Origin of the sequence: Rhizobium sp. FKL33 (assembly GCF_005222915.1) — a bacterium.
Classification (GTDB): domain Bacteria; phylum Pseudomonadota; class Alphaproteobacteria; order Rhizobiales; family Rhizobiaceae; genus Rhizobium_E.
The window spans coordinates 46,830-68,318 of the sequence record NZ_STFX01000040.1 but is presented as its reverse complement, the minus strand read 5'-3'; the positions used below and the strand labels follow the sequence as shown (position 1 = coordinate 68,318).

Annotated in this window: 16 protein-coding genes and 1 pseudogene; 8 read left to right on the top strand and 9 right to left on the bottom strand. The window is 63.0% G+C overall.

Annotation, left to right across the window (positions count from 1 at the left end; genetic code table 11):
• Nucleotides 1-235: pseudogene (locus tag E8Q41_RS22520) on the bottom strand (D-galactonate dehydratase); the annotation flags it as partial.
• A gap of 50 nt (nucleotides 236-285) precedes the next feature.
• Nucleotides 286-1,032, bottom strand: coding sequence for a FadR/GntR family transcriptional regulator (locus E8Q41_RS22515; protein WP_137157820.1), 747 nt, complete (start codon nucleotides 1,030-1,032; stop codon nucleotides 286-288).
• A gap of 184 nt (nucleotides 1,033-1,216) precedes the next feature.
• Here E8Q41_RS22515 and E8Q41_RS22510 point away from each other — a divergent pair, with 184 nt between their 5' ends.
• The 5 genes from E8Q41_RS22510 (at nucleotide 1,217) to E8Q41_RS22490 (ending at nucleotide 6,387) form a co-directional block, all read left to right on the top strand.
• Nucleotides 1,217-2,200 carry an arabinose ABC transporter substrate-binding protein gene (locus E8Q41_RS22510; RefSeq protein WP_137157819.1) on the top strand — a complete coding sequence of 328 codons (984 nt, stop codon included), beginning with the start codon at nucleotides 1,217-1,219 and terminating at the stop codon, nucleotides 2,198-2,200.
• A 78-nt stretch (nucleotides 2,201-2,278) separates the two neighbouring features.
• Nucleotides 2,279-3,793 (top strand): L-arabinose ABC transporter ATP-binding protein AraG, encoded by a 1,515-nt coding sequence (gene araG, locus E8Q41_RS22505; protein WP_137157818.1) that lies wholly within the window; start codon nucleotides 2,279-2,281, stop codon nucleotides 3,791-3,793.
• A gap of 11 nt (nucleotides 3,794-3,804) precedes the next feature.
• Entirely contained in the window at nucleotides 3,805-4,755 is a 951-nt protein-coding gene (gene araH / locus E8Q41_RS22500; RefSeq protein ID WP_137157817.1) for an L-arabinose ABC transporter permease AraH, read from the top strand.
• The gene (locus tag E8Q41_RS22495) at nucleotides 4,752-5,615 is read left to right on the top strand and encodes an aldose 1-epimerase (protein ID WP_137157816.1); all 864 of its coding nucleotides are present in this window, start codon (nucleotides 4,752-4,754) and stop codon (nucleotides 5,613-5,615) included. Before araH ends, E8Q41_RS22495 begins: the two co-directional genes overlap by 4 nt.
• Nucleotides 5,608-6,387, top strand: coding sequence for an SDR family oxidoreductase (locus E8Q41_RS22490; protein WP_137157815.1), 780 nt, complete (start codon nucleotides 5,608-5,610; stop codon nucleotides 6,385-6,387). The genes E8Q41_RS22495 and E8Q41_RS22490 overlap by 8 nt, the downstream gene beginning before the upstream one ends.
• 79 nt (nucleotides 6,388-6,466) lie before the next feature.
• Here E8Q41_RS22490 and E8Q41_RS22485 read toward each other — a convergent pair whose 3' ends face one another.
• A complete protein-coding gene (locus tag E8Q41_RS22485; RefSeq protein ID WP_137157814.1) occupies nucleotides 6,467-6,649 on the bottom strand; it encodes a hypothetical protein in 183 nt (60 codons plus the stop codon).
• A 112-nt stretch (nucleotides 6,650-6,761) separates the two neighbouring features.
• Here E8Q41_RS22485 and E8Q41_RS22480 point away from each other — a divergent pair, with 112 nt between their 5' ends.
• Nucleotides 6,762-12,767 carry a ubiquitin-like domain-containing protein gene (locus E8Q41_RS22480; protein WP_137157813.1) on the top strand — a complete coding sequence of 2,002 codons (6,006 nt, stop codon included), beginning with the start codon at nucleotides 6,762-6,764 and terminating at the stop codon, nucleotides 12,765-12,767.
• 88 nt (nucleotides 12,768-12,855) lie between these two features.
• On the opposite strand, the gene ugpC is transcribed toward E8Q41_RS22480, so the two are convergent.
• The 6 genes from ugpC to E8Q41_RS22450 all read right to left on the bottom strand — a co-directional run bounded on the left by ugpC (nucleotide 12,856) and on the right by E8Q41_RS22450 (nucleotide 18,903).
• The gene (gene ugpC, locus E8Q41_RS22475; protein WP_137157812.1) at nucleotides 12,856-13,923 is read right to left on the bottom strand and encodes a sn-glycerol-3-phosphate ABC transporter ATP-binding protein UgpC; all 1,068 of its coding nucleotides are present in this window, start codon (nucleotides 13,921-13,923) and stop codon (nucleotides 12,856-12,858) included.
• Nucleotides 13,920-14,843, bottom strand: coding sequence for a PfkB family carbohydrate kinase (locus tag E8Q41_RS22470; protein WP_137157811.1), 924 nt, complete (start codon nucleotides 14,841-14,843; stop codon nucleotides 13,920-13,922). The genes ugpC and E8Q41_RS22470 overlap by 4 nt, the downstream gene beginning before the upstream one ends.
• Complete coding sequence (locus tag E8Q41_RS22465; RefSeq protein WP_137157810.1) at nucleotides 14,844-15,866, bottom strand: SIS domain-containing protein; 1,023 nt, start codon at nucleotides 15,864-15,866, stop codon at nucleotides 14,844-14,846.
• Nucleotides 15,863-16,708 carry a carbohydrate ABC transporter permease gene (locus E8Q41_RS22460; RefSeq protein WP_137157823.1) on the bottom strand — a complete coding sequence of 282 codons (846 nt, stop codon included), beginning with the start codon at nucleotides 16,706-16,708 and terminating at the stop codon, nucleotides 15,863-15,865. Before E8Q41_RS22460 ends, E8Q41_RS22465 begins: the two co-directional genes overlap by 4 nt.
• Nucleotides 16,708-17,592, bottom strand: a complete 885-nt coding sequence (locus E8Q41_RS22455) for a sugar ABC transporter permease (protein ID WP_137157809.1) — start codon at nucleotides 17,590-17,592, stop codon at nucleotides 16,708-16,710. Before E8Q41_RS22455 ends, E8Q41_RS22460 begins: the two co-directional genes overlap by 1 nt.
• 72 nt (nucleotides 17,593-17,664) lie before the next feature.
• Nucleotides 17,665-18,903: an extracellular solute-binding protein gene (locus E8Q41_RS22450; RefSeq protein ID WP_137157808.1), complete on the bottom strand. Its 1,239-nt coding sequence runs from the start codon at nucleotides 18,901-18,903 to the stop codon at nucleotides 17,665-17,667.
• 212 nt (nucleotides 18,904-19,115) lie between these two features.
• On the opposite strand from E8Q41_RS22450, the gene E8Q41_RS22445 reads away from it, so the two are divergent.
• Together E8Q41_RS22445 and E8Q41_RS22440 are read left to right on the top strand one after the other, a co-directional pair.
• A complete protein-coding gene (locus E8Q41_RS22445; RefSeq protein ID WP_137157807.1) occupies nucleotides 19,116-20,327 on the top strand; it encodes an ROK family transcriptional regulator in 1,212 nt (403 codons plus the stop codon).
• A gap of 204 nt (nucleotides 20,328-20,531) precedes the next feature.
• Entirely contained in the window at nucleotides 20,532-21,464 is a 933-nt protein-coding gene (locus tag E8Q41_RS22440; RefSeq protein WP_246660296.1) for a polysaccharide lyase, read from the top strand.
• Nucleotides 21,465-21,489 lie beyond the last annotated feature (25 nt).

Genomic DNA, 21,489 nt, shown 5'->3' with positions numbered 1-21,489 from the left:
GGACTGCGCCGCCGCGATAGAAGCCGGCGCGATACATGACCTGCCAGTGGTCCTCGATCAGGAACGGATCCTTGCCGATCAGGTAATCGGCGAGTTCATGCACGGCGGCCTCCACCGTCAGCGCCCGTCCCTCGACCACGGGCTCGCCCCAGCCGGTGACGCCTTCGTCGGTCTCGATCTTCAGGAAGCACCAGCGCGGCGGCACGATATAGGTGGTCAGTTTGGTGATTTTCATGGTCACAGTCTCGAATGATGTGGCAGGGTCACGATATTGGGTGAGTGAATTCAGCGTTTGCGGCGCTCGACGGCTGCGGTGAGATCGCGCTGGGCAATGTCCAGCATGCGCCGGGAACAGTCGGCGGCGGCGACGCGATCCCTCAGCCTCAGCGCCTCGACAAGTTCGAAATGGATATCGATCGCTTCGTCATGTCGTTCCACCACCTCGTTGGAGGCATGCAGCGAAAATCGGAGCGCAGCCTCGATGATGCCGGCCATCTGCAGGAAAACCCTGTTGCCGCTGGCTTTGAGCAGGCAGACATGGAAGCGCGCGTCGGCTTCGGTGAAGGCGTCGAGATCGCCTTCGCTGTCGCGCATGTCGCGCCAGGCCCGTTCGAGTTCGGCGATGTCCTGCATGCTGGCGCGGGCCGCAGCCATATCGGCGGCAGCGGGTTCGATCGCGCGTCGCGCCTCCAGAATGCAGGAGAGCAGGTCAGATTCGAAAATTTTCGGTCCGATCCAGTCGAGCACGCGCGGATCGAGGATGTTCCACTCGGTTTTGGGACAGACGACGGTGCCGACCTTCGATCGGCTGCGGACGAGCCTGAGCGATTCCAGCGCCTTGATGGCTTCGCGGATCACCGTTCGGCTGACGCCATAGCGGTCGCAGAGATCGTTTTCTCGCGGCAGGAAGCTGCCTTCGGGATAGATCTCGGAACAGATGTCCCGCGCGATCGCTCCGACCACGTTTTCGCGCACGCGCGGGCGGCGGACGTTCCCCGCCGCGTCCGACATTGTCGGTCTGTTCTCGATCATGTCCACATCCGTCTCCCCCGGATCATGAGAGATGCGCGGCGTGCGCCGTCTCGTCAACCCGCCTCCATCGTGTGGCTATTATAAACATCGTATTTCATCATACAACAGTAATTGACGGATATGATGATTCATTCTACAAAAGGATGACTGCGGGAGAGGCAGCGACATCACAAGGGAGGACTTCATGCGTATTCTGACCACGATACTGCTCGCCGGCGCCATGGCCGTGACCGGCGCCGTCTCGGCCTTTGCCGAGGACGTGAAGATCGGCTTCATCGTCAAGCAGCCGGAAGAGCCCTGGTTCCAGGACGAGTGGAAATTCGCCGACCAGGCTGGCAAGGAAAAGGGCTTCACCGTCGTCAAGATCGGCGCTGAAGACGGCGAAAAGGTCCAGTCGGCGATCGATAATCTCGGCGCGCAGGGCGCGCAGGGCTTCATCATCTGCACGCCTGACGTCAAGCTCGGACCGGGCATCGTCGCCAAGGCGGCGGCGAACAATCTCAAGGTCATGACGGTCGATGACCGCCTCGTCGACGCCTCAGGCGCGCCGCTCGAAGATGTGCCGCATATGGGCATTTCCGCCACCAAGATCGGCGAAGCCGTCGGCCAGGCGATCGTCGACGAAATGAAGAAGCGCGGCTGGGACCTGAAGGATGTCGGCGCAATCCGCGTGTCCTACGACCAGCTGCCGACTGCGGTGGATCGCGTCGAGGGCGCGCTTTCGGTGCTGAAGGCCAATGGTTTTCCGGAAGCCAATATCTTCAACGCGCCGCAGGCCAAGACCGACACCGAAGCTGCGCTGAACGCCGCGACCGTGGTGCTCAACAAGAACGCCAACATCAAGAAGTGGATCGCCGTCGGCCTCAATGACGAAGCGGTGCTCGGCGCGGTGCGCGCGGCGGAATCGGTCGGCGTGACCGCCGACAACTTCATCGGCGTCGGCATTGGCGGCGCGGATTCGGCGATCAACGAGTTCAAGAAGCCTGAGGCCACCGGTTTCTTCGGCACCGTGATCATCTCGCCGAAGCGCCATGGTTATGAAACGGCGATGAACATGTATGAGTGGATCGCCAACGGCAAAGAGCCGGCAAAACTGACGCTGACCGCCGGCCAGCTCGCGCTGCGCGACAATTACCAGGCCGTCCGCAAGGACCTCGGCATCGAGTAATCCGCCTCGTATAGAACCCGAAACGCGATCTTACGGCCCCGGCGACCTTCGCCGGGGTTTTCTGGGGGGGCGAGGCGCATGGCCGACTATCTGGAATTTTCCGGGCTCACGAAAACCTATCCGGGGGTGCGGGCCCTGTCCGACGTGTCCTTTGGTGTGCGCCGGGGCGTGGTGCATGGGCTTATGGGCGAGAACGGCGCCGGCAAATCGACGCTGATCCGTCTTCTTTCGGGCGACCAGTCCGCCGATACGGGCGTCATCCGCATTGATGGCCGCGAGCAGGTCTACCGCTCTGTCAGCGACGCCTTTGCGGCCGGCGTGGTGGTCATCCATCAGGAGCTTCAACTGGCGCCTGACATGACGGTGGCGGAAAATCTCTGGCTCGGCCGCTTTCCCGGTCGCTTCGGCGTCATCGATCGCAAGGCGATGCGCGATACGGTGAAGGCGCGGCTCGACGAGATGGGCGTCGATATCGATCCCGACCGCAAGGTGGGTTCGCTGTCGATCGGCGAACGGCAGATGGTGGAAATCGCCAAGGCCGTCATGGTCGAGGCCCGCGTGATCGCGTTGGATGAGCCGACCTCGTCGCTCTCGTCGCGTGAAAGCGAAATCCTGTTTGCGCTGATCGACCGCCTCCGGGCGGCCGGCGTGGTCATTCTCTATGTCTCCCACCGGCTCGACGAGATCTTCCGGCTCTGCGACAGCATGACCGTGCTGCGCGACGGCAAGCTTGCCGCCCATCACCCGAAACTCGACGGCGTCAGCCGCGACCAGATCATCAGCGAGATGGTCGGCCGCGAGATCAGTAATATCTGGGGCTGGCGGGGTCGTCCGCTTGGCGACGACAGGCTGAAGGTCGAGGATATCTCTGGCCCGCGCCTGCGCCGTCCCCTCAGTTTTTCCGTGCGGCGCGGCGAAATCCTCGGCTTCTTCGGCCTGATCGGCGCTGGGCGCTCGGAAATGGCGCGGCTCGTTTATGGAGCCGATGCGCGTTCGACCGGCCGCGTCAGTCTCGATGGCGTGGCTGTGGCGCCCGACAGTCCCGGCGCCTCCATCCACGCGGGCATGGTGTTCTGCCCCGAGGATCGTAAGCATGACGGCATCATTCACGGGCGGTCGGTGGAGGAGAACATTTCCATCTCGTCCCGCCGGCATTTCTCGCCGCTCGGCGTCATCAAGCCGAAGCAGGAGGCGGACCTCGCCGATCGCTTCATCCAGACGCTGCGCATCCGCACGCCCTCGCGCCGGCAGGACATCGTCAATCTCTCGGGCGGCAACCAGCAGAAGGTCATTCTCGGCCGCTGGCTGTCCGAACAGGGCGTCAAGGCGCTGATCATCGACGAGCCGACGCGCGGCATCGATGTCGGCGCCAAGGCGGAGATCTACGACATCCTCTACGGCCTCGCCGCAGATGGGATGGCGATCATTGCCATTTCCAGCGAATTGCCGGAGATCATGGGCATTGCCGACCGCATCATCGTGATGTGCGGCGGCGAAAAGTCCGCCGAATTCACCCGCGACCAGTTCGACGAAAAAACCATTCTCGCCGCTGCGCTGCCCGATGAGGCAGTCGTAAAGGCCGCTCATTCTTGATGGAAAGACCAATGTCCGCTTTGAAGAAAATCCTGCTCGGCGAACAGGGCCTCCTCGTGATCTTCGCGCTCGCCTTCGTCATCGTCTCGCTCACGGTGCCGAACTTCCTGACCGAACGGAATGTGCTGGGACTGCTGCAATCCGTCGTCACCATCGGCATCGTCGCCTGCACCATGATGTTCTGCTTGGCCTCGCGCGATTTCGACCTGTCGGTCGGCTCGATCGTGGCCTTTTCGGGCATGGTGGCGGTCATGGCGTCCAACGCCACCGGCTCGATCCTGCTCGGCGTCGCCGCGGCCATCGTTTGCGGTCTCGCGGTCGGCGCAATCAATGGCGTCGTCATCGCCCGCTTCCGCATCAACGCCTTGATCACCACGCTCGCCACCATGCAGATCGTGCGCGGTCTCGCGCTGATCGCCTCGGATGGCCGCGCCGTCGGCATCAATGATCCCGCCTTCTACCAGCTGGCGCTGTCGCGCTTCCTCACCATCCCCACGCCGATCTGGGTCATGGCGCTGTTCTTCATCGTCTTCGGCTTCCTGCTCAACCGTACCGTCTTCGGCAAGAACACGCTGGCGATCGGCGGCAATCCCGAGGCCTCCAGGCTCGCAGGCGTCAATGTCGTGCGCATGCGCATCTGGATCTTCGCGCTGCAGGGTCTGGTGTGCGGCGTGGCGGGCGTGCTGCTCGCCTCGCGCATCACCTCGGGCCAGCCGAACGCAGCGACCGGCCTCGAACTCTCGGTCATCTCGGCCTGCGTGCTCGGCGGCGTGTCGCTGGCCGGCGGGCGCGCCACGATGACGGGCGTCTTTATCGGCGTGATGATCATGGGCATCGCCGAAAACGTCATGAACCTCCTGAACATCCAGGCCTTTTACCAGTATCTGGTGCGCGGCCTGATCCTGCTGATCGCCGTGCTGCTCGACAATCTCCGCATGTCGGCGGCGGGCCGGCAGAAGTGACGACGGCGCTGCTCAGGCTCGCCTCCGATCGGATCGAGACCTCGGTCTTGCTTCGGGGAGGCGGGCTGGGCGCAGTGTGGTTTGACGGTTTGGAGATCATGCCGGCGGTCGGCGGGGTCAAGGGGGATCTCAGTTGCTTTCCGCTTGTTCCTTTCGGCAATCGCGTCGAATTCAACCAGTTCGAGCGCCTTGGCAAGACCTACCGTTTCACCCCGAACAGCAGCGATCCGCTCTATCTTCACGGTGATGGCTGGTTGGGGACTTGGGAAGTTCGAGAGATGGAGGGCGACCGGATCACGCTGTCTCTGCGGCGACCTCCCGGCGATGGGACACCCTACGCCTATTCCGCCGAACAGACGCTGTCCGTCTCCGGCGCCCGCCTGTCGCTGTCCCTGTCGGTCCAAAATGAAGGCGACGAAGCTTTGCCGTTCGGTCTCGGACAACATCCGTTTTTTCTCCGCACACCGCAGGTTCGCGTCGAGGCGCAGGTGTCCGGCTATTGGACGGAGCGGGCGGAACATTTGCCGGATGCGCGAACCGCGCTTCCCCATGATCTCGATCTTCCAGCGGGAACGGTTCTTCCCGACCGCTTCATCAACAACGCCTTCGATGGCTGGGACGGCGTCGGCCGCATCCTCTGGTCCGAACTCGGCGTTTCCGCCATCATGACTGCGCCAAACCATCCGGTTGCCATGTTCTACGCGCCGGGTGCGGAGGCAGGCTTCTTCTGCTGGGAGCCGATGACGCATCTGCCGAATGGGCATCATCAGCCTGAATTCGGCGGCCTGCGACTGTTGGAGCCGGGCGAGGCGATGCGATCGACAGTGACGATAGATTTCAGGAGAGACGATCTTGGTTGACAGGCTCAACGGCAAGAGGATCATGATCACCGGGGCCGCCCAGGGCATTGGCCTCGCCATCGCGGACGCCGCTGCACGGGAAGGGGCCTCTCTGCTCTTGATCGACCGTGACGGCGATCTGCTGGGTTCTTCGGTCGAAACTTTACGGGGGCAGGGCGCGCGCGTGACGAACTCTGTCGCCGACATTACCGACGCCGCCGCGATCGCCCACGCCGTGGAGCAGGCGAAAGAGGAGATCGGGGCGATCAACGCGCTGGTCAACAATGCCGGCGTCAATGTCTTTTCCGAACCCTTGGCCTCCACAGACGAAGACTGGTCGCGCTGCTTCGACATCAATCTCAAGGGTGCCTGGAACTGCTGCCGCGTAGTGTTGCCGGATATGCTTGCGGCAGGAGAGGGCGCGATCCTCAACATCGCCTCCACCCACGCCTTCACCATCATTCCGCACACCTTTCCCTATCCGCTCGCCAAGCATGCGTTGATGGGGCTCACCAAGTCGCTCGCCATCGAATATGCGCCGCGCCAAGTGCGGGTGAATGCGCTGGCTCCCGGCTATGTCGCGACCCAGAAAGTGATCGACTACTGGAACAGCTTTCCCGATCCCGACGCCGCCAGGGCGGAGACGATGAAGCTGCATCCCGGCGGCCGCATCGCTGACCCCGAGGAAATCGCCATGGCGGCGGTGTTCATGATCTCCGACGAATGCCGCTTCATGACCGGGGCCTGCCTGACGGTGGATGGCGGTCTCAGCATTCTCCATCATCCGTCTTGACGTCGCCGTTGGCCGTCAAGACGCCCGCAGGCCGGAACAGTCAGAACTGCGTCGAAACGGGCAAAACCGTAGGAATTCCTCAATCGAGTTGGCGGACAAGCCGGTCGCTGCGGGCAGGGTCTGCAGCATAGGAGCGTTCATATTTGGGGATCGCCTCAACCCAGCCGCCCGATGCCTGGACGCGCAGTCTTGATTGGCTGTCGTCCGGTCCAGCTGTTGCCGTCGTCGTCGCCTGAAATTTCGCCAGTGCGGTTCCTTTCATAGTTTTGTTATCTTTTTCATAGCTTTGCGCGCTTTGCCCGGGTCCGGAAAGGCAAATAATGACGGTGTTTTAATTTGTGCGAGCTGCCTGGCCAGGCGGCAACGGAGCCGTCATGACCAGTTACGCCGCAATCCTTTCCCTCGTTTCTTCTTCCGGCGCCGCGGTTGATCTCTCCGACAATGAGGCGTCGCTGACGGTCGCGGAGGCGCAGGCTCTCGCCGCGCTCGGCGTCGTTTTCGCCGCCACCGACAAGGTGACCATTGCGGACGCTGCGACCACGATCGAAGCGCTGACCGCGACCGAGATCGCCAATCTTGGGACGCTGGGCGTTTCGGAGGTCCTGGCGAACGACAGGGCGCTGGCGCTGAGCATCAGCCAGATCAACGCCTTTGCCGCCGCCGATATCGCCGCCTCAAGCGAATATGAAACGATGAGCCCCACCACGACGGCCGATATCGAGGTGGGCAGCGTTACTGATGGGCAAAGCGGTCAGACTGTCGCACTGGCGGACGGGTCATACATCGTCGTGTTCAACGCAAGCGGCGTCATCTATGCGCAGCGCTTCGATGCCGACGGCAACAAGATCGATGATGCGACACAGGTCAGCACTACGAGTGACGCAATTCAGGCCAGCATGACCGTGCTCGCCGATGGCGGCTACCTGATCGTCTGGGCGGACTTTCTCACGCTGTATTTTCAGCGCTATGACGAAGATGGGAATGCGACAGGCGCCGTAGCCTCGCTTGACCTGGATTCCACGTCGTCAGAGTCTCTGGCGCCGCAGGTGACGGCCCTCTCGGATGGGGGCTATGTTATTACGACCTATACGGGCTCTTCCACGATTGTCGCCCAGCGTTATGACGCCGATGGAGGCGCGGTCGGCAGCGTCGTAACCCTGACAACCTCGGGCGCCATGCTCAACGGTCAAAATCCTTGGGATGAAGGAGTTGTCTATACGCAGACGGTCGAGCTTGCCGATGGCAGCGTCGCTATCTTCTATTCAGCGACGGACAGTGACGGCTACGGTGTCTATGGGCAGATTATCGATAGTTCAGGCGCTGCCGTTGGCGACGCCTTCGCCGTCACCTCCGATTCGGAGGGCGATGCAATCCTGGCCGCAGTCACGCAATTGAGCAATGGCGCATTCGCAGTCGCCTGGGCGGTCGACCGCACCTCCGTCTATATGAGGATATATGATGGGGAGGGGAATGCTGTCACGGCGGCAATTGCCGTCAATGAAAGCAGTTCCTTTCAGCTCAATATCGGCATCACCGCACTTGAAGACGGCCGCTTCGTCGTCACATGGAATTGGTATACATCGGGCAGGGATATTTATTCGCAGGTTTTCGACGCCAGCGGCAACGCTGTGACCGCGATCTCGGTGGTCAACACGACGACCGACAAAATCGAATACAGCCCGACGGTCGTGGCGCTGACCGGCGGCGGCTATGTCATCGTGTGGAACGACTATAGCGCAAGCACGGGATACGATATCAGCGGCCAAGTGTTCGACGCCGACGGCAACAAAATTGGCGATGAATTCGCTGTAAACGTCAGTGAAAGCGGCAACCAGCGCTACCAGAAAATCACCGCCCTCGCGGACGGTGGCTTCGCTATTACCTGGTACGATGACGGCGCCGCCAAATATTATACCCGTATCTATCACAATGACACAGATGTGGCGTCGCTGAGCGGCACGGCATCCGCCATCTCGGCGCTGACGGCGTCGGATGCGGCCGATCTGGTCGAGATGGGCATTTCGGCGATCACAGTGTCGAATGGCGGCGCCGTAACCCTGACCAAGGCGGCGGCGGTGGGGCTGGCCGCCATTTCCGGCATCAGCATTGATGGAGCAGCCTCCATAGAGGTCAGCGACACCGGGGCTGCGCTTGCCGACATTTCGGTGTCCAACATCGCAGCCCTCGACAGTCTCGGCGTATCGAAACTGGATGCGACAGACGACGCCGTGACCGTGTCGCTCGCCCAGGCCCAGGCGCTCGCCTCGGCCGGACTGACCTTTGCGTCCGACGATACGGTGACGGTGTCGCTTTCGGCCTCGGAGCTCGCCGGCCTCGACGCCGACGATCTCGATGACCTCGCCGGCGTCGGCGCCGGCGGATTCGATCTCTCGGACGCCGCGTCCCTGACCTATGCGCGCATCCTCGCGCTGCAATCGGCTGGGTTCGGCATCGCCAGCGGCGATGTGGTGACGCTCTCGGACACGGCTGCAACCATCGAGGGACTTTCGACCTCCGACATTGCCGCTTTCGGCGCCTGGGGCGTCGATTTCGTTGATCTGACAGACAATGCGGCAAGCATCTCGGTGGCTGCCGCGCTGGCGCTGGAGAGCGCCGGACTGTCGTTCGACAGCAGCGACGTGGTCACCGTGTCGGCCACGGCGGCGGAGATCGCCGCGCTCGGTGCAAGCGATATCGCCGCGATCGCGGACGCCGGCGTTTCCAGCCTCGTCTTGTCGGATGCAGGCGACCTCTCCCTCAGCGTCGAGCTGGCGCTCGCCCTCGGCGCCCAAGATGTGGCCGTCTCGGCCTCGTCCGGGGACGTTCTTGTCGTTGCGACCGGCGCCGAGATCCAGGCGCTGTCATCCGCCGATATCGCCACGATCGCTTCGCTTGGCATCGACCAGATCGACGCCAGCGACGATGTCGTGTCGCTGACGATCGATCAGGTCGAAACTTTCTCCACGCAGGGTATTGGCTTCAGCAGCGGCGACAGCCTGAAACTTTCCGATGCCAGCGGTTCGGCCGTGTCGGTGACGCTGGCCGAGGCTCAGGCGGTGGTTTCCGCCGGTTTGGTCTTTGCGTCTGGTTACACCGTGACCATCACGCTGTCTGGGACGGATCTCGCTGGTCTCGACGCCGATGCGCTCAGCGATCTTGCCGGGATCGGCGCGAGCGTGTTCGACCTGACCGACGCCGTGTCCCTGACCTATGCCCGCATTCTCGTTCTGCAGACGGCGGGTTTCGACATTGCCGCAGACGACGCCGTTACGCTCGCCGCTTCCGGGGACACGGTCGAGGCGCTCTCGACCGCCGACATCGCGTCGCTCGCCGCCTGGGGCGTGGACAGCGTCGATCTGACCGACGATGCGGTCACGCTGTCCGTCTCCGCCGCGCTCGCCTTTTCGAGCGCCGGCCTCGAATTCGCCAGCGGCGACGCGCTGACCGTGTCCTTGTCCGCTTCTGAGATGATCGCGCTCAGCGTCGCCGACATCGCGTCGATCGCAGGAATCGGCGTCTCCGTCTTCGAATTTGTCGGGGGGCTGAATTTGTCGGTCGAGAAGGCTCAGGCCTTGATCGCCAATAGCGTCGCCCTGCAAACCACCGATGGAACGGTGATCGTCTGGGACAGCGGCGCGGCGATCGCGGCGCTGGAAACAGCCGAGATCAGCGCCTTGGCCAGTTTGGGCGTCGAATACTTCAACGTCACCGACGACGCCGTGTCGCTGACCTTGGATCAGATCGAGACGCTGTCGTCCTTGGCGATCGAATTCACCTTCGACGACAAGATCTCGCTTCTGGCCACGGCCGCCGAATTCGCCGCCCTTTCGGCGACCGACATCGCAGCGGCGGGGGCCTATGGCGCTTCCAAGATCACCTCGACTTCGTCCACTCTCGACGCGACTGTGGCGCAGGTTGCGGCCATGCAGACGGCGGGTCTAACCTTCGACGACGCCCTGACCGCGCGTCTCTCGGATACGCTCAGCCGCATCGTCGCCCTGTCGAGCAGCGATCTCTCCGATTACACCGCGCTCGGCATCGACACTGTGCGGGTCGCCGACACGGGCGCAACGATCGCGACGATCACAACCGCCAATATCAGCAAACTGAGCACGCTCGGCGTCGACAGCATCGACGCCACCGACGGCGCAATCACCATCAGTCTGGTCAAGGCCAATGCGCTGGCGCTGGCCGATATCAGCTTCGACGGCGACGACGACGTGGCCGTGTCCGCGTCGGCCTCCACCTTCGCCGATCCCGATACGCTCGATCTGTCCGGCCTGGCCGCCATCAATGTCGACCGTATCGACGTTTCCGACGACGTGATTTCGTTCGGCTATGCCGCCGCGAAGACCTATGTCGACGCCGGCATCGGCTTCACATCAGCCGACGACGTGACGGTGACGCTGACATATGCCCAGGCCATTGCGTTGACCAGCACGGTGGGCGCTGCGCTTCTCACCGCCAATGTCGACTCGCTCGAAGCGACGATGACGGGCGTCCAGCTTGCGGCTCTTTCTGCGACCTCCATTACCGCTCTCGCAAATAAGGGCATCACCATCTTCGACCTGTCCGACGACACCGCCTCGTTGACGGCGGCGCATATCGAGGCGCTTGTGGACGGCATCATCTCGCTGGTGTCGCCGGACGCGCTGGCGCTGGTGGATACGGGCGCCAACATCGCGGCGCTGACCGCCTCTGAAATCACGACCTATGCCGATCTCGGCGTGACCTCGGTCAACGCATCGGATGACGTCCTGTCGCTTTCGCTGACAACGGCGCAGGCGCTGGTCAACGCCGGCGTCGCACTGACGTCTGCGGATGCGATAACCGTGAGCCTCAGCCATGCCGAGGCTTCCGCGCTGACGGCGAGCGAAGCCGCCGCCCTTCTCGCCGCTCATGTCGACACGCTCAAGGCGACGATGACGGGTGCTCAGCTTGAGGCTCTTTCTGCGACCTCCATCGCAGCGCTGGCCGCCAAGGGGATCAACGTTATCGATCTCTCCGACAACGCCGCCTCGCTGACGGCGGCGCAGATCGAGGCGCTGATTGATGGCGATGTTTCTCTGGTCTCTCCTGATGCCCTGACGTTGGTGGATACGGGCACCAACATCGCGGCGCTGACCTCCTCTGAAATCACGGCCTATGCCGATCTCGGCGTGACCTCGGTCAACGCATCGGATGATGTCCTGTCGCTTTCGCTGACGACGGCGCAGGCGTTCGTGAATGCCGATATTGCTTTGACGTCTGCGGATGCCGTGAGGGTTTCGCTCAGCTACGACGAGGCAATCTCTTTGACCGCAAGTGCAGGGTCGGCTCTGCTTGAGGGCAGTGTCGATACGATCGAAGCGGCGATGACCGGGGCGGAGGCGAAGGCGCTGACCGAGGACCAGATCGTCGCCCTGGCCGCCAGCGGCGTCAGCGTGATCGATCTCTCGGATGACGCCGTTTTGTTGACGGCCTCTCAGGTCAACGCTCTTTCTTCAGCAGGTATCTCCTTTTCTAACGATGACGCAGTCAGCGAACATGCGGCTCCGCAACTGGCAGCCGATGTCGCCACGGTGGCGGAGAGCAAGACGGCCACGGTCGCCGTGCTCGCCAATGATGCGGTCTTCGACGACTATGACTTGTTGATCACCAGCGCGACCGTGACATCGGGAGATGGGGTCGTGACCATCACCGACGACGACTCCCTGTCAGTCAGCTATACGGGAGCAGACATCGATGGCTCCAAGAAAGCCACGGTGACGGTGACCTATACGGCGACTGACGGCGTCGAAACTGCGCAATCGACCTTGACGGTGACCTTCACGGCGGTGACTGAACCTCTGGTCGGCTCAGCGAAGGCCGATACGCTGACCGGCGCCTCGTTGAGCGAAGTGATCAAGGGGTTGGCCGGCGCCGATGTCCTTCGCGGCGGCGGCGGGGCCGACAAGATCTATGGGGGCGCCGGCAAAGACCGCCTCTTCGGCGACGCCGGCAATGATGTGCTGAAGGGAGAGGACGACAGCGACCGGTTGACCGGCGGCGCGGGCGCGGACGATCTCTATGGCGGCGGCGGAGCCGACGTCTTCGTCTTCTCGAAACTGTCGGAGCTAGACAAGACCAAGGCCAAGGCCGACGAGATCATGGACTTCCGTCATTCCCAAAAGGACGTGATCGATCTCTCCGACCTCGACGCCAACTCCAAGCGCAGCGGGAATCAGGATTTCGACTTCATCGGCACGGACAAATATTCCAAGACGGCCGGCGAGTTGCGCGTCGACGGCGACAAATCCGGTTACTATCTCCATGGCGACATCAATGGCGACGGCAAGGACGACTTCATCATCGAAATCCACTCGACGACCAAACTGGTGAAGTCCGATTTCGATCTCTGACGGGTACAGTTTTGCCGACAAAGAAAAGGGGGCGGTCCTGCAGCCAGCCCCCTCAATGCTTGATTGAACGCGGGTCCCGCCCAATCGATCAGTTCAGCCGCAACCCCTTTTTCGGATCAAACAGATGCAAGGCGGCGAGCGGCGCCGTGAGTTCCACCACGTCGCCAGGCTGGACGCGGCTATAGGGCGGGGCGGAAGCGAGAACGCGTTGTGAGCCGACCTTCCCGGTCAGAATGATCTCTGGCCCCGTCAATTCCGTCACCTCCACCTCTACAGGAAGCCGGACGCCTTCGCCGCCCGGCTTCAGCGCTTCCGGCCTGACGCCGACGATGACCGATTTGCCGAGAGGGAGGGCTTCGGCGCCTTCGGACAGCGGGATTTCGATATCCGAGCCTTCGATCATCAGGCCGCTTTCGCTACGCTTTGCGTTGAGCAAATTCATCGGCGGCGCGCCGACGAAGGTTGCGACATAGAGCGTGGCGGGGCGGTTGTAGATCGCTTCGGGCGTGTCGAGCTGTTCGATCCGGCCGTTGCGCATCACCGCGATGCGGGTGGCGAGCGTCATCGCCTCGATCTGGTCATGCGTCACATAGACGACGGTGGTCTTCATCATCTGGTGCAGGCGCTTGAGCTCGGTGCGCATCTCCATGCGCAGCTTGGCGTCGAGATTGGATAGGGGTTCGTCGAACAGGAAGACCTTGGGGTGGCGAACCAGCGCGCGGCCGATGGCCACGCGCTGGCGTTGCCCGCCCGACAACTGGCTTGGCTTGCGGTCGAGCAGGTTTTCGATCTGGAGGAGACGGGCGGCGTCGCGCACCGCCTTGTCGCGTTCAGCGGCAGGGACCTTGCGCATTTCCAGCCCGAAGCCGATGTTCCGCGCCACGGTCAGATTGGGATAGAGCGCATAGGACTGGAACACCATGGCGATGTCGCGATCCTTGGGATGCACGCCGACCACCGAGCGCTCGCCAATACGCACATCGCCGCTGGTCGGCTCAGCCAAGCCTGCGATGATGTTCAGCAGCGTCGATTTTCCGCAGCCGGAAGAGCCGAGGAGAACGAGGAACTCGCCGCTCTCCAGCGCGATGTCGATGCCCTTCAGCGTTTCGACATCGCCATAATTCTTGCGGATCTTGTCGATGGTGAGCGCGCTCATGCGGCGTCTCCTTGCTGGATAATGTCGTAGCGGCGCGGAAACGTCGAAACCGCGCGCGAGGCAATGGTGACTCCGGCTTCGAGGCAGGCGGTCAGCGATTTATCCCTGGCGAGCGCATCGAGGAAGCCGGCGTTGAAGACGTCGCCGGCGCCGATCGTGTCGATGACCTCGACTTTCGGGGCGGATGCGATGTGAAGCGCTCCATCCGCATCAATGGCGATCGCTCCTTCAGGGCCGCGCTTGACTACGACGATCGCGCCCTCCGGCATGATCGCTTTCAGCGCGCGCGCCGCCTCAATCGGATCGGCGGCGCCCGTCAGCGTTGTGGTCTCGATCTCGTTCATCAGCGCCAGACGGCAGCGGCCAAGCCAGGCGCGCGTCGCGGCGCAATTGGCCTCCGTCCAGCCGTCGAGCGGCCAGCCGGTGTCGAGCGCGGCCGATGCGCCTTGCGCGTCCAGCCAGTCGAACAGCGCGTCGTAGTCGCGGGTCAAGGCATCGGTGAGGAAGGAGCCGCAGAGCAGGGCATAGCCGCCGTTGAGCGTCGAAGTCTCCAGCATCGTCTGTGTATCGGCGAGGTTGAAATGAGGGAGATGGCCCTTGGTGGTGAAGAAGGTGCGTTCGCCGTCGGGATGGGTGATGCCGACCGAGATCGTCGTGCCCTCCGGTCGGGCGGGCCAGGCGGCGCCGCGCGCGCCGAATTCGCCTTGTAGCCAGCGGCCGAATTGGTCGTCGCCGATATTGGCGGCGATGGTGAACGGCGTGTCCAAAGCCATCCATGCGAGCGCGGTGTTGCCCGCGGCGCCGCCGACGCGCAATTCGTTGTGGTCGACGATGATCTCGGTTCCCGGCTGCGGCCAGGGCGCGGCGGGACCCATGATCAGATCAACATTGACGTTACCGATGACGGCAAGCGGCTTCATTCATTCGCTCCGCGTGATCTTGGACGAGCGGACAGGCGTGCCGGCGTCGGGCACGCGCGCCTCGGCAAAGGCGACCATCAGGCGCTGCGCCGTCGGCAGCATCGCAAAAATGGCGGCCATGCCGCTCGCCGGCTTGAAGGGAATGGTGACAGCGCCGTCGACCGGAGCTTCGCCCGAGGCGTCGAAAATGACCAGCGGCGCGCCGATGGCGACCACTGATGTCGCCATCGCCGTCACCAGATCGGATGTGGCGTCCCGACCACGGAACAGCGCGACGCCGATATCGGGCGACAGCATTTCCATCGGGCCGTGGCGCAATTGACCGCCTTCGAGCGAGAAACAGGGCAGGCGCGACAGTTCGGTGAGACCGAGAGCCAACGCCTCGGCGACGCCCTGCAGCCTGCGACCCGAGGTCACTACGGTCTTCACGTTCGAAAAAGCGGCGAGCGCAGGCGTTATGTCCGGATTTTCGGGCGCATTGAGCGCGACGAGTGCGGCGGAGGGATCTTCGCCCAAGGCCTCGAACACCGCAAGATGCAGGGCGAAAGTGATGGTCAGACTCCGCGTCGCGGCGAAGGCGCGCTCGGTGCCGCCGGCGCCGATCAGGCTCGGCGCCGCGTCGGCGAGGAAGGAGCCGGCCTCCAGCGTCAGCCCGAACGTCTCGGCCGTCGCGCCCGTTTCCTTGAACCAGCGGACGACTTCGGCGCTTTCGCCGGATTGCGAGGTGACGATGACCGTCTTGCCATTGAGCGACAGCGGCGCGCCGAGTTGCTCGGACAGCGGAATGGCCAGGGCGTCGATGCCGAGGGCGCGGTAAAGTGGCTCGACCGCGCGGCTGACGGCATGGGAGCCGCCCATGCCGAGCAGCAGAAGCTTGCCGGTTTTTCTCAATGAAGCGGCAATTGCGACCGCGCCGTCACGGGCGGCCTCGTAGGAAGCGATGGCGTCCGCATGCTGGCGGGCCATTTCGCGGTCGATGGCCAAAAGTCCGTCCGGACGCGTATTTTTCTCGGTCATGATCATCCCTTCACGCCGCCATTGGTGAGGCCTGATATCAGCGCCCTTTGCATCAGAAGACCCACGGCGACCGGCGGCAAAGCGGCGAGCACGCCGGCTGCGGCAATGAGCCCGTAATCGGAGACGCGGCCGCCGGCGAGATCGGCGATGGCCACGGTGAGCGTCTTGGCGCGCTGGTCGGAGGTGAACAGCAGCGCATAGAAGAATTCGTCCCAGGCGAGCAGGAAGGCGAACAGCGCCGAGGTTGCCATCACCGGCAAGGCTAGAGGGAGGGTGACGATGCGCAGGGTCTGAAACAGGCTCGCGCCATCGATCATCGCCGCCGATTCCAGTTCGCGCGGAATGCCGTCGAAGCCGGATTTCATCAGCCAGGTGGTGAAGGGCGCGAGGATGGTCAGATAAACCAGCGCCAGGCCGAAGACATTGTTGAGCATGCCGAAATGGGCGAGCGCCATATAGAGCGGCACTGCGAGCGCCACTGGCGGCAGCATGTAGGTGCCGATCACCAGCGTCAGCGACCAGCCGACCGAGGGCGTGCGCGACACGGCCCAACCGGCGGGAATGGCGAGCAGGATGGCGGCGACCGTCGCCATGCCTGAGACCATCAGGCTGTTGCGCAGCGACGAGGTGAAGGCCGCGCCGGCGCTGTTCTCGATGGTCGACAGAAGGGTGGCGTAGCGCGAAAAATCCATCTCCGACGGCCACCATTTCAGAGGCTTGGCGGCGAGATCGGCGGCGGGCGCGATGCTCATGATGAACAGCCAGACGAGCGGCGCGAGGATGATCAGCGCGAGCAGCAGCGCGGCGAGGTGGATGAAGATCGAGAAGAGGGGGCTTTGACGTTCCATCACGCGGCGCTCCCGGCGGTCTTACGCACCAGCGCGCCATAGGCGAGCGCAAGCAGGGTGACGATCAATGTGACGATGAGGGCGAGAGAGGCGCCGGATCCCGCGCGCTGGAAGGAGAAGGCTTCCTGATAGACGAGGATCGACAGCGTGCGGGTGGAGTTGGCCGGACCGCCGCGGGTCATGACCCAGATGATGTCGAACACCTTGAAGGCCTCGATCGTCCGCAGCACCAGCGCCACCATCAAGGGGCCGGCGAGATAGGGCAGGATCACGAAGCGGAAGCGCTTCCAGGCGCTCGCGCCATCCACCAGCGAGGCGGAGACGATGTCGCGCGGCACGGCCTGGAGTGCGGCCAGCGCGATGAGCGCGACGAGCGGAAAATTCTTCCAGCAATCGGCGACGATCAGCGCCGCCATGGCCGCGCCCGGTTCGCCGAGCCAGGAGCGATAGTCCGAGATCAGGCCGATCTGGGTGAGGGCGGCGTTGAGCGCGCCATATTCGGGATTGTAGATCAACCGCCACAGCGTGGCGTTGACGATGGTCGGCAGCGCCCAGGGCAGGATCATCAGCGCGCGCAGCAGCGTGCGGCCGTAGAATTGCTGATTGAGAAGGAGAGCGGCGAGCACGCCGAGCACCATTTCCGCCGTCACCGAGATCACCGCAAACCAGGTGGTGGTGATCAGCGTCCGGCGGAAGTTGGAGCCCGAGAGCATCTTCACGTAATTGTCGAGGCCGACGAAATGGCCCGGCGTGCCCACGAGTTTGGCGTCGGTGAAGGACAGCCTGACCGTATCGATCATCGGCCAGCCGATCACGGCGATCATCACCGCGAGCAGCGGGAGCATGAGAAGCCACGCCCGGGTCGTGAGCCAGGTGCTGGACATACCGTCCTCTTCAAATTGTTGGGATTGGGATGGTCGAAAAGGCGGGCGGCGCATCGCCGCCCGCGGCGGGGCTCAGAGCCCGGAATTTTCGACGGCAGTCTTCAGCGCATCTTCGGGGGAAGACTGACCGAGCAGCGCTTCCTGGATCGCCTGTTGCAGCGCGGTCGACATTTCCTGATATTTCGGCGTGGTCGGACGCGGATACATGGCGGCGAGACCGAGTTTCGCAGCCGCGATCAGCTCCTCCTGGCCCTTGGTGACGGCCGGATCTGCGTATGAGGAAGCCCAGATCGGCAGGCTCAGTTTGGCGTACTGGTTCTGCACCTGCTGCGAGGTCATGAACTCGATGTATTTCCAGGCTTCGTCCGGATGCTTGCTGGCGGTGGTGACGCCGAGACCCATCGAGCCGTTGACGGCGGAGACGTCGCTCTTGCCCGCAACGCCTGGGGCCGGCACGACGCCGACCTTGCCCGCGACCTTGCTGTCCTTGGGGTCGTTGGCCATGTTGTACATATAGGTCCAGTTCAGCGCGAAGGCCGCGTCGCCGTTCTGGAACACCTTGCGGACATCCTCTTCGAGGAATTCCTTGGAGTTCGGATTGGTGAGGCCAGACGTATAGCTGTCGACCATATATTTCAGCGCATCGAGAGCTCCGCCCTGATCGAAGACCGGCTTGCCGTCCTTGATGAAGTCGCCCTTATAGGCGCTCACCAGCGTCGTGTAATCGCAGATCGCGGCTTCGGCCTGCGACCAGGACCAGGCGATCGGGGTCTTCAAAAGACCTTTGTCCTGGATGATCTTGGCCTGTTCCTTCAATTCGTCCCAGGTCTTCGGCGGGGTCTTGATGCCAGCCTTTTCCAGGATTTCCTTGTTGTAGAACAGATATTTGGTGTCGAGGATCCAGGGCATGCCGTAGGACTTGCCGTCATACTGCACGGTGGTCCAGGCGCCCGGCAGCACGCCCTTCTTCATGTCGTCGGTAATGCGGGAGGAGACGTCGACCAACACAGTGTTGGACGCGTATTCGGCCGGCCAGATCACATCGAACAGCACGACGTCATAGCCGCCGCCCGAGCCCTGGGCGAGCACGGTCTTGTCGTGAAGGCCTTCATAGGGGACGAATTCGAGATTGACCGAAATGTCGGGATTGGCCTTGGTGAAGGCCTCGGTCATCGCGCGCACATCGGCTTCGCTATAGGCGGCCTGCGCCATGAACAGCGCATTGATCTTGGTTTCGGCGAACGCCTGCGAGGCGAAGGCCGCGCCGATGGCGGCTGCGCCCATAAGGGTCATTGTCAGGGATTTCAACATGTCTGCCTCCAGTGAGTGGCTACGCTTGATGTCCGCCGCGGCCCGGAGGTCGAAGCGGTGTTCGAAAGGGTCCGAAAACCCGTCGGATGTGGAGCGTCGCAGCGCATGCCTTGCGCCTTCGCGTTTCCCGGAACTCTTCGGTTCCTTATTAAGTCAAACATATTGACTTAATCCTTGTAGAATATTCTATTGGTGTCAAGAGGGTATTTCGCATGCATGATGTCAGAACCATCCGCGCCAAGAGCGGCACCAATCAGGAAGGCGCAGGCGCGCATAACAAACGCGTCATCATCGACGCGCTCCGGCTGAACGGGCAATTGTCGCGCGCCGATCTGGCCCGGGCGACGCGGCTGACCAAGCAGACGATCTCCAACCTGATCGAAGCGCTTGAACTGGATGGCCTGGTGATGTCGGAGGACGTGGTGCGCAAGGGGCGCGGCCAGCCTTCGACGCCCTATCGCCTGGTGCCGGAGGGCGCTTTCGCCATCGGCCTGCAAATCGACCGGCATATGACGCGGGCGATCGCCGTTGACCTCGTCGGCAATGTTTTGGTGCGATCCGAGGCGGCGCTGCCGCCGGACGGGCCGGCGCGCGGCGTGCGCGTCATCCTCGACCTCATTGAGCAGACGCGGCGCGAGCTCAAGGCGCTCCGACCCGAGGCCGAAAGCCGGCTGGCGGGTCTCGGCGTGGCGATGCCAGGCCCTTTTGGACTTGAGCCTGCCGCCGACGATCCCTGGATGATGGGGGCCTGGCAGGCCTTTCCGCTCTTGGAGACGCTCGCCGCCGGAACCGGGCTCGACGTGGCGCTGCAGAACGACGCGGCGGCCTGCGCCACCGCCGAACGGATGGTCGGAGCCGCCCATGGCCTCGATCACGCCGTCTGTCTTTATCTCGGCTACGGCATCGGCGCTGGTCTCATTCTGGGCGGCGAACTCTACAGTGGAGCCCATGGCAATGCCGGCGAAATCGGCATGGCGCTGTTCTCGGACGGAGGGCGCCTGACGCCGCTCGAACACAAGGCGTCGCTCGCCTCGCTCTATCAGGCCCTCGGCCTCGATCCCGCTGCCGGCGATTTACACGACATCATCACGCGATTGGTCGAAGTGGATGACCCGGCCCTGCTGGCCTGGATCGACGCCGCCGCGCGCGACCTTCGCTGGGCAGTGCATCTGATCGAGACGGTGTTCGACCCACAGTCGATCGTCATCTCCGGCGGCGCGCCGCCAGCGCTCGCGAACCGGTTGATCGCCGCCATCGAGCCGCTGCTGCCGTCAAACGCCGAGCGCCGCGATCGGACGGCGCCGCGCCTGAAAGCCGGAATGTTCGATCCCTGGGCCGTCGCGCTCGGCGCGGCCGCAGAACCCATCGGCCGCGCTTTCGAGCCGCGCTTCGCCGCCATCCTCAAGGAAGCGGCCGGCCGCTGAAGGCCGCGTCACGATGCCCCGTCGATTCGAACAGGGAACGTTGCGCGGGCGCTCACATTTGTATGCCGGCGAAGTGAGACGGTGGATCTGGCGCTGCTTCGGTTTCCGATTATAGTGTCTGCCGAAAACCGTGGCGCGGCCGTTGCGCCGAGACTTTAGCGTGAGAGTTGTGAAATGATCCGTGTCCTGATGTCGGGGGTGTTGATGTCCTTACTGGCCGCTGCGCCTGTGCTGTCCGATCCCCTGAATACGCATCTTGAGGATCTTTTCGAAGGACAGGATTTTGCCCCGCAAGGCGGCCTCTATTACAAGGACAATGCCGAGCAGCGAGCCGGTTCTGTCGAGTTTCAGGGCGCCGATGTCTTCGAAGGCAAGGGCGCGTTGAAGCTTTCGGTGCGTCCGCTCTGCAATGCGCAGGAGGACGGCTGCAGCGAACGCGCTGAGATCTGGGAGAAGCCCGAACTTCGCGTGCCCTATGAGAGCCCCGTCTGGTTCGGTTTCGCGGTCAAATTCGCAGAACCCATTCCCGATGACGATCACCGCTATCTGATCGCCCAATGGAAGCGCGAGATCGAAGCGGATGCCGAGGGTGACTACAGCCCTTTCCTGGCGTTTCGGATGCGCAACGGCAAACTGTTCATCACCGTTGAGACCGACCTCTTCGATGAGGGCGCGACGACCGGCGCGGACAATGTCCAGAACGCCTGCGCAGCCGGCGGAACGCCTGTCTGGTTGCGGCCGAAGGTCAATCAGATGCGCGCCTTTGTGGCCGGCGATAAATCGTGGACGCCTCAGGACGGCGGTGAATTTACAAGCTGCACCTCGGCCATTCAGGTGACTGAACGCGGCGAATTGCCGAAGCCGTCGTCCGGCTGGATCGACTTCGCGGTCCTGAGCAAGCCGGGGCCAAATGGAGACGGCCATATCGAGATTTTCGCCAACAAGAGCTGGGTGGCGACGGTCAAGGGACGGATCGGGCATCAGGGAAAAGGTCTCGGGCCCAATCAGTATTTCAAGTTCGGCCCCTATCGCGCCGCGCGTGATGGCGTGTGGTCGCTCTACTACGATGATTTCCGCCGATCGGCGGATTGTCGCGACGTGTTGCGCGACGAAGCGCTCTGCGCGGCCATCAAGTAACGAATGGGACAATGTTCATAAAAAT

What these genes read in the sequence shown, in the direction of transcription:
- E8Q41_RS22440 (WP_246660296.1), top strand. Translation starts at nt 20,532, where the DNA reads ATGTCCTTACTGGCCGCTGCGCCTGTGCTGTCCGATCCCCTGAATACG.
- E8Q41_RS22515 (WP_137157820.1), bottom strand. Translation starts at nt 1,032, where the DNA reads ATGATCGAGAACAGACCGACAATGTCGGACGCGGCGGGGAACGTCCGC.
- E8Q41_RS22485 (WP_137157814.1), bottom strand. Translation starts at nt 6,649, where the DNA reads ATGAAAGGAACCGCACTGGCGAAATTTCAGGCGACGACGACGGCAACA.
- E8Q41_RS22445 (WP_137157807.1), top strand. Translation starts at nt 19,116, where the DNA reads ATGCATGATGTCAGAACCATCCGCGCCAAGAGCGGCACCAATCAGGAA.
- araH (WP_137157817.1), top strand. Translation starts at nt 3,805, where the DNA reads ATGTCCGCTTTGAAGAAAATCCTGCTCGGCGAACAGGGCCTCCTCGTG.
- E8Q41_RS22455 (WP_137157809.1), bottom strand. Translation starts at nt 17,592, where the DNA reads ATGTCCAGCACCTGGCTCACGACCCGGGCGTGGCTTCTCATGCTCCCG.
- E8Q41_RS22480 (WP_137157813.1), top strand. Translation starts at nt 6,762, where the DNA reads ATGACCAGTTACGCCGCAATCCTTTCCCTCGTTTCTTCTTCCGGCGCC.
- ugpC (WP_137157812.1), bottom strand. Translation starts at nt 13,923, where the DNA reads ATGAGCGCGCTCACCATCGACAAGATCCGCAAGAATTATGGCGATGTC.
- E8Q41_RS22470 (WP_137157811.1), bottom strand. Translation starts at nt 14,843, where the DNA reads ATGAAGCCGCTTGCCGTCATCGGTAACGTCAATGTTGATCTGATCATG.
- araG (WP_137157818.1), top strand. Translation starts at nt 2,279, where the DNA reads ATGGCCGACTATCTGGAATTTTCCGGGCTCACGAAAACCTATCCGGGG.
- E8Q41_RS22460 (WP_137157823.1), bottom strand. Translation starts at nt 16,708, where the DNA reads ATGGAACGTCAAAGCCCCCTCTTCTCGATCTTCATCCACCTCGCCGCG.
- E8Q41_RS22450 (WP_137157808.1), bottom strand. Translation starts at nt 18,903, where the DNA reads ATGTTGAAATCCCTGACAATGACCCTTATGGGCGCAGCCGCCATCGGC.
- E8Q41_RS22465 (WP_137157810.1), bottom strand. Translation starts at nt 15,866, where the DNA reads ATGATCATGACCGAGAAAAATACGCGTCCGGACGGACTTTTGGCCATC.
- E8Q41_RS22510 (WP_137157819.1), top strand. Translation starts at nt 1,217, where the DNA reads ATGCGTATTCTGACCACGATACTGCTCGCCGGCGCCATGGCCGTGACC.